Here is a 24,612-nt window from a genome sequence, read left to right as displayed (position 1 = left end):
AAGTTATTCTATAAATTTTCTTTGATAAAGTTAGTCATTTTAGTATAAAGATGAATTCTCGTTTCTGTACCCAGAATATGATGGTCTTTGTCCGGATAAATCTCAGAATCAAATTGTTTGTTAGCCTGAATTAATGCTTCCATCATTTGCATTGAATTTTGCAGATGCACATTATCATCACCTGATCCGTGTATCAACAGAAACTTCCCTTTTAATTTATCAACATAATTTATTGGAGAATTCTGATCATACCCACTTTCATTTTCCTGAGGAGTCTGCAGGTATCTTTCTGTATAAACGCTGTCGTAAAAACGCCAGTTGGTTACCGGAGCAACAGCAATTGCCATTTTGAAAACGTCGTTCCCTTGAAAAATACAATTTGAAGCCATAAATCCACCATAACTCCATCCGAACATTCCGATTCTTGAAGCATCAACATAAGGATACGTTCCAAGTACTTTCGCAGCATCAATCTGATCTTCTACTTCGTATTTCCCTAATTCTTTTTGCGTTACTTTTTTGAAATCAGCACCTTTAAAACCAGTTCCTCTACCATCAACACAAACTACAATATAGCCTTGTTGTGTAAGGGATATAAACCAATAATCATCTTTATTGTTCCAATCATTATTTACTTGTTGAGAACCCGGACCAGAATACTGGTACATAAAAACAGGGTATTTCTTGGAAGGATCAAAATCTTTTGGCTTTAATATCCAAGTATTTAATTCAATTCCTTTTGCAGTTTTTAAAACAAAGAATTCCTTCACCGGCAAATTATAAGCTACCAATTTATCAGAAAGCGCCTTATTGTTCTCAATCACCTGAATTTCTTTACCCGTTTTTGCTTCGTTTAAAGTATACGTAGTTGGCTGAGCAGCACTAGAGAACGTATTGATAAAGTATTGGAAGTTTGGACTAAAAGTCGCTGCGTTTGTTCCTGTAGTTTTAGCCAGCGCAATTTTGTTTTTTCCGTCTAATGAGATGCGGTAAATTGCTCTGTTAATAGAACCATTTTCAGTAGATTGGTAGAAAATAGTTTTTGTTTTTTCATCGAAACCGTAGTATGAAGTTACTTCCCAGTTTCCTTTTGTAATCTGATTTTTTAATTTTCCGGTTTTGTCATATAAATAGATATGATTGAATCCGTCTTTTTCGCTTGTCCAGATAAAGCTGTTGTCTTTTAAAAAAGTCAAATTATCTGTAATGTCAACGTATGCTTTGTCTTTCTCATTCAAAACCACTTTTGCAACGGCGGTTGTCCCATCAACAAATAACAAATCCAGATTGTCCTGATGACGGTTTAAGACCTGTGCAGAGAGTACATTACTATCATTGGTCCATTTTAACCTTGGAATATAAAAATCATTGTAATTTCCAAGATCTACTTTTTTGGTTGCATTTGCGGCAGCATCATAAATATGTAAGGAAACTGCTGAATTCTTCTCTCCTGCTTTCGGATATTTGAAGGTTTCAATTTTCGGATACAGGTCTTTATGATACATTGCCATTGAGAACTCAGGAACTGCACTTTCATCAAAGCGAATGTATGCTACTTTTTTGCTGTCTTGACTCCAGTCGAATGCTCTTACAAAAGCAAATTCTTCTTCATAAACCCAGTCCGTAATACCATTAATGACTGCATTCTTCTTACCATCTGTCGTTACTGCTGTTATTTTTTTTGAAGTAACATCGTACACATATAAATTATTTTCCTTGGCATAGGCAATTTTAGTTCCATCAGGAGAGAACGTTGGTTCCTGAACCTGAAAATCGAAAAGCTTTGTTAAGGATTTTGAAGTAATATCGTACAAAAAATAATCTGCGATAAAGGAGTGTCGGAAAATCTGTTTGGAGTTGCACGCAATCAAAATCTTTTTTTCAGAAGAATCGAAAGTGTAACTGTCTATTTTACCAGCTAGCGCTGCGTGATTTTTTGTGTCAATTAAATTGGATACTTTTTTAAGCGTAGCAAAATCATATAAATCGATCTCCATGCTCCCACTTGCCTCATCAGCATTCAATACGGTATACTGGTTTGTGTTTTTCAAGGATTGTAATTTGTCCATTCCTTTGGCCTGAAAAACGCCATGATAAATATTTTCAACAGTGACTTTTTGCTGACCAAAAACAGTCGTAACCAGTAACAATAGTATGACCGTAATTCTACTTGTATTCATTCGTATTATTTTAAAATATAAAAAAGAGCCCAATTTTAGTAAAAAAAATAAACATAATGCCCATTATAAGTGTTAAATGTTAAAAAAAATAACGATTGCGTACTTTCGGATTTTCATTTATAGATTGCAAACAAACCTCTTAAATTGGTATATTTGCCGCAATATTACTATTTAATCTACTGAGAATGAACAACGCCGTTGCCGGATTTTCAAAATTATCCAAAAATGAAAAAATAAACTGGATTGCAAACACCTATTTTTCGACTCCCGACGAGGCTCTTAAAATAATAAGAAATTACTGGAATTCAGACCACAAGCTCCAACAACTGCACGATGAATTCATAGAAAACACCATCACTAATTTATATATTCCGCTTGGAGTTGCTCCTAACTTTTTAATCAACGGGACGTACAAAACAATCCCAATGGCTATTGAAGAAAGTTCTGTGGTAGCCGCCGCTTCAAAAGCTGCCAAATTCTGGGCCACTCGTGGTGGATTTAAGGCAACCGTAATGAATACTGAAAAAATTGGACAGGTTCATTTTACATTTAACGGAGATGCTGAAAAACTACAGTTGTTCTTCGATCAAATCAAACCTAAATTTTTCTCAGACACGCAAAGCATTACCAAAAATATGCAACAGCGCGGAGGAGGAATTCTCGATATTCAATTAAGAGACAAAAGAAATTTACTTGACAATTATTTCCAACTGCATGCTACTTTTGAAACCAAAGACAGTATGGGGGCCAATTTCATTAATTCTTGTCTGGAACAATTTGCGACAACTTTAAAAGAAGAAGCTCAGAATTGCCATTTATTTGCCGAAAATGAAACTCTTCAGGTTGTCATGAGTATTTTATCTAATTATGTCCCAAACTGTGTTGTCAGAGCCGAAGTTTCTTGCCCGGTTGAAGACTTAACTGAAAAACACATTACAAATCCACAGGAATTTGCAGAACGTTTTGTACAAGCTGTTCAAATTGCAGAAGTGGAGCCATTTAGAGCCGTAACCCATAATAAAGGTATTATGAATGGTGTTGATGCGGTAATTCTGGCAACAGGAAATGACTTTAGAGCAGTAGAAGCCGGCATTCATGCTTATGCCTCCAGAAATGGTCAGTATTCGAGTTTATCACATGCCAAAATCGAAAATGGAATATTTACTTTTTGGCTTGAAATTCCACTTGCACTGGGTACCGTTGGCGGACTGACCTCCTTGCATCCGTTAGTAAAATTGTGCTTAGAGGTGCTTCAAAAACCTACTGCAAGAGAACTAATGGAAGTAGTTGCCGTTGCCGGTCTGGCTCAAAATTTTGCCGCATTACGCTCGCTAACGACAAACGGAATTCAGGCAGGCCATATGAAAATGCACCTAAATAATATTATCAACCAATTTGAAGCCACCGAAGAAGAGCGTCATTTGATTAAAACACACTTTAAGACCAATGCAATTTCTCACAGTGCTGTGGTTGAATTTATAGAAAACTTACGAAAATAATCAGAAGTTACTCTAGTGTTTGTTGTCCTTTTTTACTCCTCAAATTTTTTGAGGAATATAAAAAAAACATTGCACCGGAGTCAAAAGAGACAGAATGAAAACAACCTTTTACAGTAACGGCAAACTCTTAATTACGGGTGAATATCTGGTTCTAGATGGCGCTAAAGCTTTTGCCTTGCCAACAAAATTTGGACAAAATTTAGTCGTAGAAGACGGAACAAACAAGGAAATTAAATGGAAAAGTTACGATTTTGACCATCAGATTTGGTTTGAAGATTGTATCTCTTTTTCGGATATTATAAACAATCCAATTGCACAAATTGAGACTGTAAAAACGACCTTAATTACGATTTTGCATGAGGCTTATCTCTTAAATTCTGATTTTATTAATCAAGCTCAGGGTTACCTTGTCACAACGGAACTTACATTTCCAAAAAACTGGGGATTAGGCACTTCCTCTACCTTATTGAACAATATTGCTCAATGGGCCAAAATAGATGCCTTTACGCTACTTAAAAACAGTTTTGGAGGTAGTGGTTACGATATTGCCTGTGCACAACACAATACTCCGATTATTTATCGTCTGGAACAAAATGTACCTGTAGTAGAGTCTGTAACTTTTAATCCGGATTTTACTCAAAATTTATTCTTTGTTTACCTTAATAAAAAACAAAGTAGTAAAACGGCCATAAATGCTTATTACAATAATAAAAATCAAAATTTAGCCAACAGCATTACCGAGAATAACAAAATCACGGAGGCGGCCTTAAAGGCAAAAACCTTAACCGAATTTGCTTACGCCTTAGAAAAACATGAAACACACTTAAGTAATATCTTAGAATTGGAAACGATAAAAGAAATTGCTTTTCCTGATTTTAATGGTGTTGTAAAAAGCCTTGGTGCATGGGGTGGCGATTTTGTGTTGGTGATTTCAAAAGAAAACCCAAAGGAGTATTTTGCTTCAAAAGGATATGAAACCATTCTTACTTATGCGGAAATGATATTGTAAAAAGACACAATACTACGCAACAATTTAAAACTCATTTGATTATAACATACCAAAAGGAAGCAATCTCAAACAGCGAGATTGCTTCCTTTTTATTTACAAACACTTTTAAAAAGTTAAATCCAGAAGTACCTTCTTTACAGTAACTTCCTAATTGATTCAGCGAGTTTATATCAAAATCTTCGCTCCCTTGGTAATTTCTTACTTAAAAAATGTGTTTTTCTTCGAAGTGTAACCAGTTGCATTAGCGAAGCATCAATCCTTATTTCTTGCAATTCTGTCCTCACAACTAAGGAAAATAATAGGCAAAAAAAAAGCCATCTCTAATTTTAGCAGAGATGGCTTTTTTAATTATTTTGATAGACCTAGTAGTTAAACTGTAATCTGTTGTCTTCGATTTTAGCATTGTTTTTTAACGCTGGTAAAATTCTGCTTGCATCAGATGCGCTTTGTGCTTTTACCTTTTCAATGTAAGGAGCATGACTTGCAATCGCCGGAGCTTTTACAGTACTAACATTCTTCACTACATAAACTCCTGTATTTCCTTCAATTGGAGCAGAAATTTTATTTGCAGCTAAAGCAAATGCATTACCAACAACTTTTGGCTCTTGTCCAACTCCACCAGGTAAAACCGGATTATCCATAGTTACGTTAGCAGCTTGTTGAACAGCAACACCAGCACTTTTAGCAACTGCTTCAAGACTAGATCCTGTCATTTTAGCTTTTAGCATTTCTGCTTTTTTCTTGTTTTTCAAGATTGGCTCTACATAAGGTCTTGCCGCAACTACAGATACCAAACCTGATTTGTTTTCGCTTTTATATTGAGCAATAACGTGACCAATATTAGCGATTTCAAAACGCTTAACATCATTTTTATCTGTTTCTTTATCAAATGCCCATCTTATAATGTTACGTTGATTTCCTAATGAACCAAATGCTTCGTCCATTGCTTTTGCAGTTACAGGAGGAGCTACTTTTAATCCTAATTCTTTTGCTGTTGCATTAAAATCATTCTTAGCAGCATCCATTTCAAATTTAGTTGCCAAAGTAAATACTTTATCAGAAGTTACCTCAGAAGGCTCGATTTTTTGAGCTATTGTAGCTAAACGAATTCCGTCTTGTTTGTCTGTGATTTTGATAATATGAAATCCAAAAGGAGTTTCTACTAAACCAACTTTTCCAATTCCGTTACTGAATACAAAATCATTGAAAGGTTTTACCATTTGGTTTGGACCAAAATATCCTAAATCACCACCTTGTTGTGCAGATGAATCATCAGAACTTGTAAAAGCTAACATCATGAAACTATCCGGATTAGCCTGAACCTGAGCTAGAATTTCTTCTGCTTTAGCTTTTGCTTCTTCTTTCGTTCTTTTCTCTTTTGTATTTGGCGTTTGAGAACCTGTATATCCAATTAAAATATGGCTTGCTTTTGCATTAACTCCTGCTTTAAATCCAAGAGATTTAGAAATACAGTAGTATTTACCAAAAACGTAAGGTCCGTAGATTTGACCCGGAGCTAAAGAAAACAATTTATCTGCATCAACTGCAGGCAAGTTATTTTTAGCAACATAAGTAGAATCGTAAGGAACATCAGAATTTGAATTTACAAATTCAGCAATGTTAGTTGCATTTCTGAAACCTGGCAAAGTATCGTTTTTACCTGTTTTTGCATTGTAAACAACACTTCCTGATAACAAAGCAGTAATCTTAGCTTTAATTTCAGCTTCGTCTTCTTTTGAAGCTTTATCTTCAACTAAAACATATTGAATTTCACGAGTATCATCCGCTTTGAATTTTTTCTCGTTTTTCTTCATGTAGTCCACAATTTCTGAATCAGAAATTTTCACTTCACTATCTTTAATAGAAGAATACAATCCGGCAACATAAGCAAAATTTACTTTGTTCGCTTCCATTTCGTATTTCAACTTTCCTTCACTAGCAGTTGTGTAAAGTCCTGATTTTACTAATGTATTGTAGATTTGAAATTTTGCATTTAATGTAGCATCTTTCTCTTTATCTGCAATATATTGTTTTGCTTCAGGATTTGATTTAAAGTACTCTTTGAATTTAACGATATCAAACATACCAGCTGCATTTAAGAACATTGGGTTTTTACCAATATTCGGATCAGCTTTCAGAACTTCAATTAAGTGTTTTTCACCTACTCTCAATCCTAATTTTTCAAACTGAGTTGATAATAATGCGATTGAAACCTCTTGGTCCCAAACTCTGTTAGCAGCTTCGGTAGAAGAAATTCCCTGACCACTTTTTTCAACATTACTAACTTTAACTCTAAAGTCTTCAAATGAAATGTCTTTTCCATCGATACTTCCTACATCTTTCGAACTTTGACCGAAAGTCCCTCTGGTGAATAGATCTTGTATTATAAATGCAAATAATGCAAGTGCAATAACTCCTATTAATAAAGCGGAACGCTGTCTAATTTTTGCTAAAACTGCCATTTTTATTATCGTTAATTTTATATTCAGTTTGCGAAAATACAATTATCTAGTTAATAACAATACAACTAGGGTTTTATTTTACACATTTTTTTTCAATTACTAAAAAAATCACTCTTTTATAGTCATTTTTACTAATTCGATTTTCTTATTTGTTGCCTCTTCTATCACGAAATGATAGTTATCAATCACTATTTCTTCTCCTTTTTGAGGAATTTCTTTTGTTGAATTTACTATAAAACCTCCTAAAGTACCGTATGAATCCTCTTCGGGAATACCCAATTTATAGGCTTCATTCAAATATTCCACATCTAAACGAGTCGAAAACAAATACTTACCCTGACCCAGCTCCTGCTCTATCAATTCCTCATCCAGATCATGCTCGTCTTCGATCTCACCAAAAAGCTCTTCTACAATATCTTCTATAGTAATTATCCCTGCTGTTCCTCCATGTTCATCTAAAACAACGGCGACATTCTTTCTTTTTTTGATCAACAGATTTAACGCGTCTTTTATCGAAATAGTTTCCGGAACAAACTCTACTGTCATCAAAACCGATTTGATTGTTTTTGGCTTCTTAAACAGATCAAAAGAATGCACATAACCCACAATATCATCTAATGAGTTTTGACTCACTACAATTTTAGAATATCCGGTTTCTATAAAAACTTCTTTAAGTTCTTCAACACTGTCAAATAAATCCACCGCAACAATTTCTGTACGTGGTGTCATAATATCGCGCGCTTTTACACCCGAAAATTCTAACGCATTTTGAAAAATCTGAATTTCTGAATCGACTTCTTCATTATCCTCAACAGAACTCATTTGTTCGTTAATATAATTTCCGAGCTCTACTTTACTAAAATACAGCTGTACCTGATCTCCCTCTGTTTTAAAAAATTTCTTTAAAACAAAATCTGAAACCCAGATAAAGAAAGTCGAAATATAGTAAAATAGTCTATAAAACAGATAGGCCGGAATTGCAAAAAATTTAATTAAGGAATTGGCATAAATCTGAAAGAAAACCTTAGGAAGAAACTCAGCTGTAATCAAAACTATGAAAGTAGAAATTACGGTCTGAATCAACAAACCAGCAACCTCAGAAAACCGATAGCCCAATTGAGTTAGCTGCATCAGGATCAGATCACCCATAAAAAAACCATAAACCACCAGCGCCACATTGTTACCAATGAGCATTGCAGCAATAAATTTAGAGGGATTACCGGTAAGTTTGGTAAGAATTTGAGAGAGAAAATTATCCTGTTTTTTTTCTATTTCAAGATAAATTTTATTCGAGGAAATAAAAGCAATTTCCATTCCTGAAAAAAAGGCTGACAGTATTAAACATAGTATTATAATACCAATCTCCATTTTTTATTGTTTTTTGTTACGATCGTCAAATTTCCTGGCAAATTTTCTCCTGAAGAAAAACATAAAAACGGCTAAACCTGCAATTATAAAACTCATCGTAGAGCCCTCAATTCCTTCGTTTAGCTTTACAACGCCATCATAAATAAAGAAAACTGCAAATAATATGTAAACGTATTGTGTGTATTTTAAATAACCCATAATATAATTTATTCTTCGGCTTCTAATTCGCCTGTTATTCGTTGTGAATTTATCACTTTAAAATCCTTACTAAAATCAATTCCCTGTCCGTAAGAAACCCCTTTTGCATCTGTAAGCTTAAATTTTCTTTCGGTATAAAACCATTCGTTCTTCTGATCAAAATACAACTGCTCTGTCTCCAGCATCTGACCGGTTTCTGATGTGATTTTCACTTTTCCCTGCAAATCAATAATTCCGGTTGGCTTATAGGAAATAGCGTAATTTGATCTTATAAAGGTACGCTTTAGATTTTTATCATATAAAGTAACATCAATTCCCTTTGGAAACTCTGTAAACGGAAAATCGAGATTCGAATAATCCAACATTTTAGAACTAACCAAAACTCCGGTTATACGTCCTGAATCCGTATATTTTATATTTACGGTATCGGCATCACTACCGGGAACAAACTCTGAAAAGTTACTTTTCTGAACTTCTTTAAAATTACTTTCGCATCCAAAAAACATTGTCACAGCAAGAACTGTGACAATTGTTAGTATATATTTCTTTGGTAAATTCATTTGCCAAATGTAGTAAATTGTACTGAGCTTAAAAAAACATAAAGTTATGTTTAGTTGAATCTGCTTTTCACAAACCATCTATCGTTAAAAGAGAAACTCATGCTAAAATTCATGTAATTTTCTTTAACTAAACCTGATGAAGTAGTTCCCTTTTTACCAAATTCAATTCCAAAATTTACATTTGAAAAAGTCCCTGTAATTGGAAAACCGGCACCCAATGTCATACCAACATCATTAATTGATTCATTATTGATAATCAAACCTACTTTTTCATATTTAAGACCTGCTCTATAGGTAACTCTGCTTAAGTAACTTGAGAAAGAAGTATAGTTAGGAATGTAATAACCCCCAACAGCATATTTTGAAGATTTTTCGTAACGTACATTACTAGCTGTATTGTAATAATTAGCAAGTGAACCTGCATCACCTTGAAAAGCCATTGTAGTACCTACTAACCATTTTCTCGCTTCTCCAATACCTGCACCAAATGTAAATTTACCAGGAATCTTTAACTTAACCGAATTTTCAGGATAGGTAAACGTGTTCGGATCTCCGTCAACTTCAGTAATTCTGCCATTGTCTGAATTTAAATTACCCGAGAAGGTATAACTCAAACTCGTATACAAGTTCAATTTTTTATCAATCTTCGTCTGATACATTGTACCAATATTAAAGTTCACCCCTGATAACTCAGAAGTATTTGTTTCTCTGGTAGCATTTTGAACATCAGTTTTCATCTCTACGCTTGTAGTCGTGATTTTACCAAAATTATATTGTACATCAGCACCAATATTCCATTTAGGTGTAATTTTGTAACCAAGTCCGAAAAACACTTTATTAACTCCACCCTTTCCTTCTAACTGACTGCTTATTGCGTCCGGAATAGTAGTTTTGTCATTTGAAATTCTATACCCAACTGAAGTTAAAGGAACCAAACCAATAGCAGCACCAAACTTACCCATCGGAATACCTAAAGCCAAATAATCAAAAGTTGATCTTTGTGCTTTTGAAGTCTCTTTATCCGTTTTTATTTTAGTTGTTCCAAAAGTACCTCCAACACTAAAAGTGGTTTGTCCCAAACTGGCATAACTTGCGGGATTTTCAATATTCAAATGTATCGAATCCTGCTCTACTGCAACTCCCCCCATAGACCTGTATTCAAGAGTTCCTTTGAATCTTGCATCACCAATTCCGTAAAAAGAATAAGGCGATGAAGTACCTTGCTGTGCAAATGAAACGAACGATATAAGTAAACAAGTACTTATTATAATTTTTTTAATCATTGTCGATTTTATATTGAAATGTTTGGTTCAAACTTTCTAAAAGGAAATTTGAATTGGCAAATATGGTATTTTTTAATCGTTTAGCCAAAAAATCTGCATCGCCACCCGTTAAAATTATTATAAAATTTGAAAAATTTGCCCGATACTCCTCGATAAAACCATCAACCTCATAGACAAACCCGTTGACAACACCAGAATGAATGGCCTCTTTTGTAGAATCACCTATATAGTGTTCCGGCACTTCTAAAGTTAGCAAAGGCAACTTGGCCGTAAAATTATGCAGTGCTTCATAACGCAATCTGAGTCCGGGAGAGATTGCACCACCTAAATACTGATCTTTTTCGTCTATAAAATCATAAGTAATACAAGTCCCGGCATCTATCACCAATCTATTTTGTTTTGGAAACTGCAAAGTGGCTCCGGCTGCCAAAACCATCCGGTCTATTCCTAACGTTTTTGGAGTTGCATATTTGTTTATGAAAGGAAAAACGTCTTCATGTGTCAAAAAATGAATCGTAAGCTGCTTTTCGAAAGTCAAAAAAGCTTGTTTTTCGATATTTCCGACCGACGCAACGACCAAATCGGTGCAATTTTGAAATTTTTTTAAAATATTTTCAATTTTATTCTCGAACTCACTTTTCTCAAAAACGAAGCTCTCCAAAATACTACCTCCCTCAAAGACAGCCGCTTTAATTCTAGTATTTCCAACGTCAACTGTTAAAACCATATTTATTTTTTTACCTGTGCGAAGATACGAATTGATTTTTTTAAACAAATGTTTTGGATAAACCAAAAATGGTTCTATCTTTGCACCCGCAATCAGCACGGTGCCTTAGCTCAGATGGTAGAGCAATGGACTGAAAATCCATGTGTCCCTGGTTCGATCCCTGGAGGCACCACCAAAACCCGAATAGCAATATTCGGGTTTTTTGTTTTTATACCTTTTCTAAAAAACAAAGACTACTTGTTCTTGATCCCAGATCTGATGTTTATTAAATTCCAAATTTTGAAATTCCAAATTCCAATCTCGAAGAAGCGGAACGGATGTAGAAATTGTCTTTCTTGTTTTTAAATTAAACCTAACAGGTTTTAAAAACCTGTTAGGTTTGGTTTTTGAGGTATTTTTTCACGCAGATTTAGCAGATTTTTTTAGCATTGCTTCTGCCGAAATCTGCTAAATCTGCGTGAAACTTTATTTTGCCCCCAACTTATTCTTGATCCCAGATCTCATGATTTTGAAATTCCAAATTTTGAAATTCCAAATTCCAATCTCGAAGAAGCGGAACGGATGCAGAAATTGTCTTTCTTGTTTTTAAATTAAACCTAACAGGTTTCAAAAATCTGTTAGGTTTGGTTTTTGAGGTATTTTTTCACGCAGATTTTGCAGATTCTAGCAGATTTTTTCAGCATTGCTTCTGTCGAAATCTGCTAAATCTGCGTGAAACTTTATTTTGTCCCCAACTTATTCTTGATCCCAGATCTGATGTTTATTAAATTCCAAATTTTGAAATTCCAAATTCCAATCTCGAAGAAGCGGAACGGGTGTAGAAATTGTCTTTCTTGTTTTTAAATTAAAGCTGACAGGTTTTCAAAACCTGTTAGGTTTGGTTTTTGAGGTATTTTTTCACGCAGATTTTGCAGATTCTAGCAGATTTTTTTAGCATTGCTTCTGCCGAAATCTGCTAAATCTGCGTGAAACTTTATTTTGTCCCCAAAACTCACATGTCATTCTACAAAAATCAACAGCTCTTTGTTAAAGTACCAAGCGCATTTTCTTACAATATAAAGTAAGACCAAAATAAACCTCAAATTAAACCGGTTTGTTATTTTTACTCCCCAATCTTCTCACTCCCTACAAAGAGAACTCAGGAGTTTACTCAAAATGAGCACACTAGTTTCCTAAGAAACTTTACAAATTTTGAACTTACTATCTTAAAAATTGCTTCAAAATTTCAAACTTTAAAACCTTAGATTTAATTTTTTAAAACAATCGTGTAAAATGTTTTGGATAAACCAAAAATCCTCCTATATTTGCACCCGCAATAAGCATGGTGCCTTAGCTCAGATGGTAGAGCAATGGACTGAAAATCCATGTGTCCCTGGTTCGATCCCTGGAGGCACCACCAAAACCCGAATAGCAATATTCGGGTTTTTTGTTTTTATACTTTATCCTTATTATGGACCAAGTCCAAAAGTTATGGATTCTTACTAGAATCCTTCTTCTGAGTCCGAGAATCTCTCTCGCAAAGTCGCAGAGTCGCTAAGTTTTTTTCTGCTTTTTTTGACCTTTACACCTTTGTTATTCTCGAAAAAAGAAATCCCTACTTCTACAAACCCTTTTTAATTTATAAAATTTAAGGCTCTTTTATTTATTCTGCCACAGATTTAAAGGATTAAAATGATTAATAATTTGTGACGCAGAAAAAATAGACACGAATTGCACCAATTACACAAATTAATTCGCGGCAATTGGTGTAATTCGTGGCAAACGATTAAAAAAATGCCACAGATTAAAAGATTAAAATGATTAAACAATCCGTGCGAATCCCTTTAATCTGTGGCAAAAAATAATTCGCGACAATTAGTGTAATTCATGGCAAACGATTAAAAAGAAAGCCACAGATTAAAAGATTAAAATGATTAAACAATCCGTGCGAATCCCTTTAATCTGTGCCGAAAAATAATTCGCGACAATTAGTGTAATTCATTGCAAACGATTAAAAAAAATGCCACAGACTAAAAGATTAAAATGATTAAACAATCCGTGCGAATCCCTTTAATCTGTGGCAAAAAATAATTCGCGACAATTAGTGTAATTCGTGGCAAACGATTAAAAAACACAGAACACAAGTTTATCTTATTCTACAAATCCGTAAATTAACTCCTCTTTACCATTCGTTAATACCAAAACATTCCAATTTAAATTTTAACGCACTACTCTTGCTAATTGCTTTTCGCAACGAAATAGCAGTAAAAATTTACAATAAATAAAAAAGAATGATTGCAACTTTTCAAAGACCTAAAGTACTTTCCTTACAGCAAAACCGAAAAAACCGTTGCTAATAATATAAATTAATATTTCACAAAAAAAGTAGCGAATAAATAAAAAATTATCCTTTATATTCGTAAAAAATTTACATAATGTTTTATTTAGTGTCAAAATCACGTTTTTAATTAATGAGTAAGACTTCTGCAAAAGGAATTTGGAAAGTAATTTCCGCCTCATCCATGGGAACCATGATAGAATGGTACGATTTCTATATTTTCGGAAGTTTGGCCGTTGTCTTATCGACCAAATTTTTCCCGGGCGATAATCCGACTGCTGCTTTTTTATCGACTTTGGCCACTTTTGCAGCCGGGTTTGTGGTGCGCCCGTTTGGTGCTTTATTTTTTGGAAGACTTGGTGACATCATTGGTCGTAAATATACTTTTATGGCTACTTTATTATTAATGGGTGGCTCCACTTTCTTAATTGGATGTATTCCGAGTTATGAAACAATCGGCTTTTTAGCTCCTGTATTGGTACTGATTCTTCGTTTACTACAAGGACTTGCTCTTGGTGGTGAATATGGCGGAGCTGCTACTTATGTCGCTGAACATGCTCCTGAAGGACAGAAGGGATATTGGACCTCCTGGATTCAAACCACAGCTACTGTGGGGTTGTTTATCTCTTTGATGGTGATTTTGGTGACTAAAAATACGCTTTCGGCAGCTGCTTTTGATTCTTGGGGATGGCGTGTACCGTTTTGGATTTCTATTGTTATGGTTGGTGTCTCTTATTTGATACGAAAAAATATGGATGAATCTCCGGTTTTCGCAAAAGCAAAAAAAGAAGGAACTACCAGCAAAAATCCGCTTAAAGAAAGTTTCGGAAATCGCTATAACTTAAAATTTGTTTTGTTGGCCTTATTTGGTGCTACAATGGGACAAGGTGTTGTTTGGTACACGGGGCAGTTTTATGCGATGAGTTTTATGAAAACGGTGATGAATATTAATTCTTCACAAGTTGATAGTTTGTTGGGAATTGCGCTATTACTGGGAACTCCTTTTTTCATCTTCTTTGGATGGCTGAGCGACAAAATAGGACGTAAATATATCATGATGTCGGGTATGCTTCTGGCAATTTTGTTCTACAGACCTATTTACAGAACAATGTACACCACAACTGATGTGGAACACAAAACGGAAATCACAGCAAAAACGACACAAACGGTCGAGAATTCAAATAACGGAAGTTCTGTAACTACAACGACAAAAAATTACACGGATGGCACATCCGCGGTCGAGAAAACAACATATGTATCAAAAAAAGAAACACAAAAAAATATTTCAATTACAATAAACCCAAGTGATAAATGGACTTTAGTTTTTCTGGTCTTTATTCAGGTGTTATTTGTTACCATGGTGTACGGGCCGATTGCGGCATTTTTAGTAGAAATGTTTCCAACTAAAATCAGATACACTTCGATGTCTCTGCCGTATCATGTAGGGAATGGAATTTTTGGAGGTTTACTTCCTGCTATTTCAACCTATTTTGTAACACATGCCAAAGAAGCCGGAAAACCTGACTTTTATCTTGACGGATTATGGTATCCGATCATCATTGCTTCGGTATGTTTTGTAATTGGAATGATTTATATCGATACTAAAAACCAAACCACTCACCTTTAAAATTTTAAAACATGAATGCGATTAAACAAATTTTGGGTGTTTTATGGGTTATCCTCGCGGCGGCGGCGGCTTATTTCTGCGTCTTTGAATTTGGTTTACCAAAACTACTTTCGGACAAACAGGATGATCTAGTTTTTGGCGTTATTATCCTTTTTATCCTTACGCCATTGATTGTCTTAGGTCTGGGTACTTTTGGCTATTTTTCTGTAATTGGAGAGTATAGCAAAAAGTAATAAATTATACTCCGTTGGGTGTAATTCGGAGGAATATGATTTAACATATAGGGATTTAGGATTGACAATTTAAAACGCTTCAAAAAAAAATCGTATTTTTTATACAGAATCTTTTTAAGCAAAAACATCTTTCAGGCTTTGTTAACTATAGCTCTATGTGTTAAAAAAATACAGTCTGCCGGTAAATGAAAACGAAAAAGGCTGTCTCTTATCAGACAGCCCTTTTACCATACTAAAACTAACAAATCATTATTTTTTGATGAATTTCATCACTTGCACTTTGTTATTCTCATCACTTGCTTTAACCAAATACAATCCTGTTTTCAGATCACTTACTGTAAATTGAAAATCTGATTTTCCATTGGTAGCAAAACTTTTCACCAACTGGCCGGAAATCGAGTAGATCTGAACTTTAGTTGTGGTTACATTTAAAGTAAAATAATCTGAAACCGGATTTGGGTACAGACTTACTGTGTTTCCTTTTTCAAAATCTTCGATTGCCAAACTTGCTTGTTTATTACCGTAAATTCGGTATTCTCCCGCCGGTAAGCTGATTGGAGCAGCAGCATCCGTAACATTAATCGTTGTGTTGTCCATCAAATTATACCAAGTTCCTGTATATTGAAAACCGGTTGCAACGTTTTGTGTGGTAACGTCAAAATTGGCAATAATTAAAATGTCTTTTAATTGTGTTGAAGCCAAACTGCCATTGGTGATTTTTATATTTACACTTAACGAATTTCCGTCTGCAATTGTAGGTGTTCCCAGAAAAACAGGTTCCGTTGTTTTAAGCGTAATCATCTTAGCCCAATCGTTGTAAATTTTATCTCTGTTTGAATTCCCTAACCAGTTCTCTACCCACTGAGGTTGCGGTTTCGTATCTAATTTACAATCTCCCGGTATAGTTGGTGAGGAATCATTTACAGTACCGGTGTTACACGTAAAAATTGATTCGTCCCAGCCTAGTTCCCCAAAATGCCAAATCATTTTTGGCCCCGGAACTAATAAAGAAACTGCTCCAATGGCTGACATTCTTGACAAAGCGGTATTCAATGTTTTTACATTATAAGTTCCACTTGAATTTCCGTATTGGATATTTTTATACATCAAACGTTCCTCATCGTGACTTTCTGCGTATCCCATCAGGCGATTTGCCTGAAAACCGCGACTTGCACTTGTCATTCTCGATATATTACTGGTATATCCCATAGACAGTTCGTTGTATGGATCTGTCATTTTACCCCACATCATAATTCCTTTACTTGGTGTTTCGGCAATTCTGTAGTTCGCCCACTCTTTCTCTTCAGCATCTGTTCCCAAATGTTCAAAAATGGTATAATGTGTTGGATCAAGACTCCACGAATAATCTGCATATTTTTTCAATACATCAACCCGATCCTGCTGGAACGCATTGGTACAAGATTCATCTGAAGCAGTACAGGCTTGTGTAAATCCTTTGGTTAAATCCCAACGGAAGCCGTCAATTTTATATTCTTCGATCCATTGTTTGATCACACGATCCACATAATATTGCGTTTTTAACGACTGATGGTTAAAATCCTCTCCTACATTGTAACTGTGTCTGGCAACGGTATTAAAATAAGGATTCTCGGTAGTAGGAGATCCAAAACCATCTCCATCGGGATCGTTCATCCACATTCTCACCATTGGATTTCTGCCGAATGCATGGTTTAAAGCGACATCCAGAATAACCGCAATTCCGTTTTGATGACAGAGGTCTATGAGCTCTTTTAATTTATCTGAAGTCCCATAGAATTTATCTAAAGCCATATGAAAAGAGGTATTGTACCCCCAACTCTCATTGCCTTCAAACTCCATTACAGGCATCAATTCAATGGCATTTATTTTAAGATTTTTGAAATAATCTATTTTATCTATTAAATTCTGATAGTTTTTGTTGGCGTCAAAATCACGAACCAAAACTTCATACACAACCAACTTCTCTTTTTCAGGTTTTGTAAAATTCGTTACCTGCCAAGGATAAGCCGTTTGCCCTGTTTTAAGTACGGTAACTTCAAATTGTTGTCCGGCAGGATAAACCGGCATATTTGGATAAGAAGCAGCAGGAATGTACGGATCATCAAAAGGAGACAATACTAAAGTAGAATAAGGGTCTGCTGTTTTTACCAATGAAGGTGAATTGGCCAGTGGTGTTGCATCTACCACCCAGTATTGATAGGTGTTGTTTACTCCCGATACCAAACCTGTTAACTCTAACCAGAATTTACCCGAAGTCGGGTCTTTTTTCATGGCATAAGCTGCTGTTGGCTGCCAGTTATTAAAACTTCCGGCAACGTAAACAAAGTCTTTTAAAGGAGCATCCAAAACCAAGGTTGCTTTAGTAGCATCAGCCGTATTATAATTAATTCCATCAATCAAGCCTGCCGGCATTGCCTGCGAGACTGTATTAGGATTTACCACTGCTGAAAACTTTTTTACAATTGTAGTCGTTCCCTGAGTGACACTTAATTCATAACTCTGATTGTTTGTAATCCCAACATGAGAATACGAGTAAGTTGCAGTACTTGCATTTGTATTGATAATTGCTCCGTTTGCTTTTAAGGTATAACTTGCGGCACCGTTTGTATTTGTGGCAGTAATATTGAAGTTCGCTCCCGAGGTAATAATGGTCGTGCTGTTTTCAATTGGCGCGGTTAGATTGGCCTGAAAAGAGCCAACTTCGACCACAATATCCTGCGATTGTTTGTTACCACTTCCGTCTTTTGCTTTAACTAGAAATCCTATTCTGCCGATTCCTTTTCTGCCAAAATATACAGATGGTGTAAATGTTTTTGTATATGTATCTGCTCCGGGATTATAGGTAAACTTACTCGCTTCGTTTGATGCGGTCCAGGACCCGTTAGACGGAGAATCCATTTGACTGGTATCGTTTACATCATAAGACCATGACCAAAGATATAGCGCATTTCCGGTTACCGACCATGTTGCTTCGTTGATACTGGTTCCGTTAATCGTAATGGTAATTGGTGTAGTATCCTCAAAGGTTTGCGGATTTATTGAGTAGGTAACGGTTTGATTTTGAGCAAAAGCAGTTACTGCAATCAATAAAAATATTGATAGTAAAGTTTTTTTCATAATAATTGTGGTTATTCGGTTAGTTAGTCAGATTAAAAAAGGGCTATCTAGCAGATAGCCCCTTTTAATATTTGGGAAAGTTTTATCCCTGATTAGGAATCATCAAATAGCTTCCGTCTAAATCATTGAAATAAATTACATATTTAGATTTTGCTACTGGTATATTATCACCTGAACCTCCTCCTGAGAATGGAGTTGATCCTCCCCATGAAACATCCCAGTTATTTTCTGCTCTAAATTTAAGACCTCCGTCATTTAAAGAAGTGATGCCTAAAGTCCAGATATGATCATTGAAAGAAGATTTTATCATAGGAGTTGAGTTATCCCAGCCTTTTGGCGTACTGTCTCCAATAATACCAACTGTTGAGTATGTTTTCGCTGCAGAAGCATCGTAAGCAACCAAGGTATATTTTAAAGTTTTCACATTCATAGTGAAAGTATAATACCCATCTGCTGCAATTGCAATACTGGCAGGATCTGCATCACCATCTGTTCCTCTGTACACAAGAGTACCATTAGCTCCACCGTACATTGGTGCCCAGTTTCCTAAGTTTTTAATTGTTTTGAAATAACCTGCTTTAAAAAATCCTGTGAATTTATATTCATCAGCATTTTTAGGATTTCTGAATAAAATCTGATTTCCTTTATTGTTATCCCAACCTGATACCGTGGCATCCCCTACTAAATACCAATCGGTAAATTTATAGTCTACTTTTCCAACGTAAGGAGTTACACTAATTGTAATTAAACCTTTAGACACCTGAACAAATCCACCAGCCACATTTGATGCAATTTTTACATCATACATTGCAGTAACCTCCGGTTTTCCACCCAAGTCAATTGCAGCCTGATTTAAATCCTTAACCAGTACTGAAGCCTCCTTAATACCATTAATGGTAGAGGCAAGTATTTTAGCTCCTTTAAAATCACCCCCTTTTTTGTCTATTAACAAAGTATATTTTACTGCTACCGCAGTAGAATATTCTGCCGCTGACCATGTAAATTTAGCAGCTTCTGCAGATGCTTTATCAACATCCAGGGCAAAATCCTGTCCTGTTGCCGGCGCGGTAATTTCCGGTGCCGTAACAGTATAAAGAACTTCTCTTTCGTCAACAGCATCAGCATTACATGACACTGCTAATACACCAATAAATGCGATTAAAATTTTATATATATTTTTCATTTTAAAATTTTATAAGATGTTAGTATCCTGGATTTTGCTTCAATGTTGGATTAGCCTGAATATTTCTTGCAGGAATCGGCATTAAGTCTCTGTACGATTCGGTAGATTGTCCACTCATAGAACCACCTTTCCATTGCCAGGTTTTAGATCCGCCGCTAAATTTTCCAAAACGAATCAAATCAGTTCTTCTGTGACATTCCCAGAACAATTCTCTTCCTCTTTCATCCAAAATAAAATCAAGGGTTAAGTTCTGAGCAGAAATTGTCTGAGCATTTGCTCTTGTTCTTATTTTGTTGATATAACCTAAAGCAGTAGTAATGTTTCCGGTACTAGCTCCTCTAAGAGTTGCTTCCGCATACATTAAATAAGCATCTGTTAATCTGAACATTGGAAAATCAATATCCGGGATATCATTTCTTTGTGCTGCAGAACCGTCTGCTTTTTTATTGATGTATTTGGTTACCGCATAACCATCCGTAAAAGTTCCAACATTAGCAATGTCTTTTGATTGACCATCTGTATAAAATGTACCTCTGTTGTCTCCCGTTGCAGTTTCGTCCGGGAAAAGATTTACAAACTCTCTACGAGTTCTGATTCCCTGCCATCCACCGTCCATTCCTCTGGAAGCAGCGTTCATACTACCTCCGATAGAAGCGTGCATAATGAAACTCATTCCTCCACCAGTCGCTCTAATCGCATTACCATCACCAATAATTGGGAAGATAAACTCAGCTTGAGCACCATTTGTATTATTATCTGCAGAGAACAAGTAACGATAAGGAACATCTGCAAAAGTATATGCTGAATTAATAACCTCACTACATAATGTCGCTGCTTCACTATTTCTGTCTACACCTGTATATACTTTAGAATTCAAATAAATCTGTGCCAATAAAAATTTAGCTGCAGTTTTATCTACTCTTCCATATTCATTTTGTTTTGAAGCTACTAAGCTATTATCTAAGTCTTTTAATTCAGACTCTACAAAAGCAAAAACTTCTGCTCTTGATTTTTGTACCGGATAAAAGAAACCAACAGGATCGTTTTCTGTAGTAATTGGCACATTTCCGAACAAATCCATTAAATTGTAATAAGAAAAAGCTCTTAAGAAACGGGCCTCAGCTCTAAATTTAGCGATATCTGCTTTTAAATTTGCATCAACACCTCTTGCTGTTAATTTATCATCTGTAGTTTGTCTTAGAAACTCATTAGCAACACTAATATGATAAAAAGCTCTTGAGAATGTTCCTTCCAAGAATTCATTGGCCGGAGACCAGGTTTGAGAATTCAGTGTTGGCAAAGTACCATCTGCCCAAGCAATAATTGCCTCATCTGTAGGAAACTCTTGTGTTACAAAAAGTAAACGTAAGTAACTACTAAAATCACCACCAAGCCCTGCAATATCAGGGTTTTTTCCAGGTATCGCTGCATCACCATCACCATCATTTCCTCCAACGTACAAACCTGCGTATAATTTAGCCAATACTTCTTTGTATGATTTGGGATCTTGAAAAAAGGTCTCAGATAGAAATTCATCATCATCCTTTGGCGTCACGTTTAAGTCGTCCGTACACGAGGTAAGTGTCATACTTATTCCTAAAACGAATAGGAAAAAATAAGATATATATTTAAATGATATTTTCATTTTGTTTGTTTTTAAATTTTTGATTTTCAATCTGCTATTAGAAATTGGCATTTACTCCAAATAAGAAAGTTCTTGCTCTCGGGTAAACATTATTATCAATTCCATTGAATTTCTCAGGATCTAAACCGTTGTATTTCGTAAGAATGAAAACATTTTGTACTCCCGCTGTAAATCTTAAAGAAGCTGCTTTGATTATTGTTTTATCAAAAGTATACCCAACCGTAACGTTATCCAATTTGATAAAAGAAGCATCTTTCAGGTAATAATCAGACAGGTAACGTGATGTTCCGTTATCTTCAAAAGTAAAACCAGTATTATAGTAATCTGAACTAACGTTAGACAAATCACTCTGTCTTCTTAATCCGGCATCAGAATAACCTAAATTAGAATTTACGTTATCAAAAATATGGTTTCCTAAACTTGCTCTCCAGTTCATTGTAAAATCAAACTTTTTGTAGTTTAAAGTAGAGAACAAACCAAAAGTATAATCCGGAGCTGCTTTACCAGCTCTGTAGCGGTCATTTACATCAATTTTCCCATCTCCGTTTCTGTCAGCATAAGCTCCTGCAATTGGTCTTTTGTTGTTGTCGTACAATTGTTGGTATAGAAAGAATGAATTTGGTGAAGACCCTACTGAATTAATCAAAATTTTATTTCCATTTCCACCCGCTATATTGTCTCCAATTAAATACCCTTGGAAACCAGGAACTGTAATTCCTAAATCAGAAATTTTCTGATCAATATAAGTCGTATTAAAAGCTACATTCCAAGTTAAATTATCATTCTTAATGATATCTGACTCAATGCTAAACTCAACCCCTTTTGTTCTTACGCTACCAATGTTAAAGAATCCTTGGTTTCTTAAGTTTGCACCATCAGGAACTGCAATTTCTGCTAATAAATCACTTGATTTTTTGTCAAAATAGTTGATCGTTCCCGTAATTCTGTTGTTTAAGAATCCATAATCAACACCAACGTTAGCCTCTGCTAATTCTTCCCATTTTATATTTTCGTTATATCCTTCCGGTCTTGCCGTTGCATAAATCGTATTACCGAAAATATATTGTGAGTTAATTGTTCCAAGTGTTACCCTGCGTAAATAATCATATTGCGCTGAGATATCTTGCTGACCTGTAGTACCATATCCAACTCTTAATTTTAAAGTAGAAAGAGTTGCATTATCTTTTAAGAAAGCTTCTTCAGATACATTCCATGCAAAAGCAGCTCCACCAAAATTACCCCATCTGTTGTCTTCAGAAAAACGGGAAGTTCCGTCTCTTCTGTAGTTTAACGTTAGTAAATATCTACTGTCATAACCTAAATTCAAACGACCAAAGTAAGACTGTAAGTTAACATCCGGGTCAGTAGCAACATCCGAATTAGGATTTGGTTGTCTAACTTCTCCTGAAGAATACTTTTCTTTTTGAAACAATTGGTAGTTATAACCTGCTGTCGCATCAATTTTAATTTTTCCTAAATCTTTAGTATAATTAAAATAAGCATTTAAGTTTTTGTTCTGAAGTGCATCTGTGTAGTGACTATAGTTTCCTAAATTCACATAAGCCGGATCAGTAAAAGGTTTTGGTTGATATCCCAAGACACTTTGAGTACTTACCTCCGTATATCCACTGCTGTCAAATTTATCAATACCTGCTTCTACCACAGCTCTTAAATCTTCAAAGAAATGGAATTTATAATCTAATCTGATGTTACCCCATTTTCTTGTTGAAGTTGCTCTTCTGTTATCCTGATTCAATCTTGCAACAGGATTTCTTGCCGGTAATAAAGGTAAGTTTCCATCAGCATCTAACCATTCAAAATAACCTCCGTAACGAGAACCCGCTTCATAAACCGATTGTGTTGGATCAAATCCGATCGCGCTACCAATTACTCCACCTTCATCCTGAAATTGATTTTTACCGAATGATACATTTCCGCTAATATCAATTTTCAAGTGATTATCGAACAAAACCGGATTTAACGATATCGATGTCGTAGTTCTTTCAAAAGAAGTGTTTCTTAGGATTCCGGGATTATCAACATTTCCAACAGATAAACGTACCGGTAATTTATTAAATAAAGCACCACTTACAGAGATATTGTTGTTTGTTGTTAAAGCTGTATGAAAAATTTCTTTCTGCCAGTCTGTATTGGCAGTACCTAATAAAGCTTGTTGCTGCACAGAACCCTTTGTCATTACCAATTCACGGTACTGGTCTGCATTCATTACATCTACTGTATTTGCTACAGTATTGACACCAACCTGAGAACTGAAATTAACTTTCACCTTCCCTTTTGATCCTTTTTTAGTGGTGATTACGATTACACCATTTGCTGCTCTTGATCCGTAGATCGCAGCTGCAGAAGCATCTTTTAAAACGGTAAAAGACTCAATATCATTAGGATCTATAGTAGATAAAATACTTGTAGAACCACTTGGAACAGCATTACTTAAAGGCAATCCGTCTAATACAATTAATGGCTCGTTAGAAGCACTTAAAGAAGACCCTCCACGAATACGGATATCCGCTTTTGCGCCTGGTGCTCCTCCTCCGGTAACATTTACACCCGAGATACGACCGCTAATCAGACTTTCCGGAGTTACGTTGATTCCTTTGTTAAATTCTTTAGAAGAGATTTGTGATACAGAACCCGTCGCATCCTTTTTCTTAACAGTTCCGTAACCTACTTGTACCACAACTTCCTTAAGTTGATTGGTATCTTCTTCAAGAGAAACTGTTAATGTTTTTTGTCCGTTAAAGGCTATCGTTGACGTCTTATATCCAATAAATGAAACCAGAATTTTGTCGCCGTTTTTCACATTAGACAGCTGAAATTTACCATCAAAATCTGTTGCTGCTCCGCCCGGAGCACCTTGTACATTTACGTTTACTCCCGGAATCGGCTGTCCTGTAGCCAGATCCTTTACAACGCCATTTAATGTGTTCTGAGCCAACACACTAAAAGGTAGTAAAAGGAATAAAAATAACAACTTTTTATAAATTGTTTTCATACTTTTTGTTTAAATTAGTTTTGAGTTTTTGATTGTTAGTTAAGTTTTTAATTTTACTTCGAATCTCAAAATTAGGAATTAATTAACATGCTCAACGAGTTACGATTTTCAGACCGCTACGAAAACGTGGTAGTGTTGAAAACTTTCTATTTTTTGTAATCTTTTAGGTCAAAAATTATCAATTATAAAAA

The 24,612-nt window shown here is 35.3% G+C and carries 15 protein-coding genes and 2 tRNA genes; 6 read left to right on the top strand and 11 right to left on the bottom strand.

The genetic code is table 11. From position 1 onward, the window contains the following. Window positions 1–8: 8 nt before the first annotated feature. Window positions 9–2,180, bottom strand: a complete 2,172-nt coding sequence (locus tag ACHRV3_RS19120) for a S9 family peptidase (protein WP_395435821.1) — start codon at window positions 2,178–2,180, stop codon at window positions 9–11. 185 nt (window positions 2,181–2,365) lie between these two features. Between ACHRV3_RS19120 and ACHRV3_RS19115 the strand changes: the two genes are divergently transcribed. Together ACHRV3_RS19115 and ACHRV3_RS19110 are read left to right on the top strand one after the other, a co-directional pair. Then, the gene (locus ACHRV3_RS19115; RefSeq protein WP_395435822.1) at window positions 2,366–3,679 is read left to right on the top strand and encodes a hydroxymethylglutaryl-CoA reductase, degradative; all 1,314 of its coding nucleotides are present in this window, start codon (window positions 2,366–2,368) and stop codon (window positions 3,677–3,679) included. 94 nt (window positions 3,680–3,773) lie between these two features. Beyond that, window positions 3,774–4,688, top strand: coding sequence for a GYDIA family GHMP kinase (locus tag ACHRV3_RS19110; RefSeq protein WP_395435823.1), 915 nt, complete (start codon window positions 3,774–3,776; stop codon window positions 4,686–4,688). A gap of 362 nt (window positions 4,689–5,050) precedes the next feature. Here the strand turns inward: ACHRV3_RS19110 and ACHRV3_RS19105 are convergent, their stop codons facing one another. The 6 genes from ACHRV3_RS19105 to ACHRV3_RS19080 all read right to left on the bottom strand — a co-directional run bounded on the left by ACHRV3_RS19105 (window position 5,051) and on the right by ACHRV3_RS19080 (window position 11,286). Further along, window positions 5,051–7,150, bottom strand: a complete 2,100-nt coding sequence (locus ACHRV3_RS19105; protein ID WP_047772730.1) for a peptidylprolyl isomerase — start codon at window positions 7,148–7,150, stop codon at window positions 5,051–5,053. Window positions 7,151–7,258: 108 nt separating this feature from the next. Beyond that, the gene (locus tag ACHRV3_RS19100; RefSeq protein ID WP_395426536.1) at window positions 7,259–8,518 is read right to left on the bottom strand and encodes a hemolysin family protein; all 1,260 of its coding nucleotides are present in this window, start codon (window positions 8,516–8,518) and stop codon (window positions 7,259–7,261) included. A 3-nt stretch (window positions 8,519–8,521) separates the two neighbouring features. Beyond that, the gene (locus ACHRV3_RS19095; protein ID WP_395426535.1) at window positions 8,522–8,716 is read right to left on the bottom strand and encodes a hypothetical protein; all 195 of its coding nucleotides are present in this window, start codon (window positions 8,714–8,716) and stop codon (window positions 8,522–8,524) included. A gap of 8 nt (window positions 8,717–8,724) precedes the next feature. Continuing rightward, window positions 8,725–9,276: an LPS export ABC transporter periplasmic protein LptC gene (gene lptC / locus ACHRV3_RS19090; protein WP_047772725.1), complete on the bottom strand. Its 552-nt coding sequence runs from the start codon at window positions 9,274–9,276 to the stop codon at window positions 8,725–8,727. Between the two features lie 50 nt (window positions 9,277–9,326). Then, window positions 9,327–10,559, bottom strand: a complete 1,233-nt coding sequence (locus ACHRV3_RS19085; RefSeq protein ID WP_230004389.1) for an outer membrane protein transport protein — start codon at window positions 10,557–10,559, stop codon at window positions 9,327–9,329. After that, a complete protein-coding gene (locus tag ACHRV3_RS19080; protein WP_395426533.1) occupies window positions 10,552–11,286 on the bottom strand; it encodes a type III pantothenate kinase in 735 nt (244 codons plus the stop codon). Before ACHRV3_RS19080 ends, ACHRV3_RS19085 begins: the two co-directional genes overlap by 8 nt. A gap of 99 nt (window positions 11,287–11,385) precedes the next feature. On the opposite strand from ACHRV3_RS19080, the gene ACHRV3_RS19075 reads away from it, so the two are divergent. The 4 genes from ACHRV3_RS19075 to ACHRV3_RS19060 all read left to right on the top strand — a co-directional run bounded on the left by ACHRV3_RS19075 (window position 11,386) and on the right by ACHRV3_RS19060 (window position 15,463). Then, window positions 11,386–11,461: transfer RNA gene (locus ACHRV3_RS19075), tRNA-Phe, on the top strand. A gap of 1,148 nt (window positions 11,462–12,609) precedes the next feature. Next, a tRNA-Phe gene (locus ACHRV3_RS19070) sits at window positions 12,610–12,685 on the top strand. Window positions 12,686–13,736: 1,051 nt separating this feature from the next. Continuing rightward, window positions 13,737–15,230 (top strand): MFS transporter, encoded by a 1,494-nt coding sequence (locus tag ACHRV3_RS19065; protein WP_395435824.1) that lies wholly within the window; start codon window positions 13,737–13,739, stop codon window positions 15,228–15,230. Window positions 15,231–15,241: 11 nt separating this feature from the next. After that, window positions 15,242–15,463, top strand: a complete 222-nt coding sequence (locus ACHRV3_RS19060) for a DUF6814 family protein (RefSeq protein ID WP_047777813.1) — start codon at window positions 15,242–15,244, stop codon at window positions 15,461–15,463. 249 nt (window positions 15,464–15,712) lie between these two features. On the opposite strand, the gene ACHRV3_RS19055 is transcribed toward ACHRV3_RS19060, so the two are convergent. The 4 genes from ACHRV3_RS19055 to ACHRV3_RS19040 form a co-directional block, all read right to left on the bottom strand. Further along, entirely contained in the window at window positions 15,713–18,580 is a 2,868-nt protein-coding gene (locus ACHRV3_RS19055) for an alpha-amylase family glycosyl hydrolase (protein WP_395435825.1), read from the bottom strand. Between the two features lie 82 nt (window positions 18,581–18,662). After that, window positions 18,663–19,763, bottom strand: coding sequence for a SusE domain-containing protein (locus ACHRV3_RS19050; RefSeq protein ID WP_395435826.1), 1,101 nt, complete (start codon window positions 19,761–19,763; stop codon window positions 18,663–18,665). 19 nt (window positions 19,764–19,782) lie between these two features. Beyond that, the gene (locus ACHRV3_RS19045) at window positions 19,783–21,408 is read right to left on the bottom strand and encodes a RagB/SusD family nutrient uptake outer membrane protein (protein ID WP_047777836.1); all 1,626 of its coding nucleotides are present in this window, start codon (window positions 21,406–21,408) and stop codon (window positions 19,783–19,785) included. 37 nt (window positions 21,409–21,445) lie between these two features. After that, the gene (locus tag ACHRV3_RS19040) at window positions 21,446–24,421 is read right to left on the bottom strand and encodes a SusC/RagA family TonB-linked outer membrane protein (RefSeq protein WP_395435827.1); all 2,976 of its coding nucleotides are present in this window, start codon (window positions 24,419–24,421) and stop codon (window positions 21,446–21,448) included. Window positions 24,422–24,612: the final 191 nt, after the last annotated feature.

The sequence above is a fragment of the Flavobacterium sp. FlaQc-49 genome (genome assembly GCF_044005985.1).
Lineage (GTDB): Bacteria > Bacteroidota > Bacteroidia > Flavobacteriales > Flavobacteriaceae > Flavobacterium > Flavobacterium cupriresistens.
Note: the sequence above shows the minus strand (reverse complement) of the source record. Positions and strands in the feature narration are given on the sequence as shown.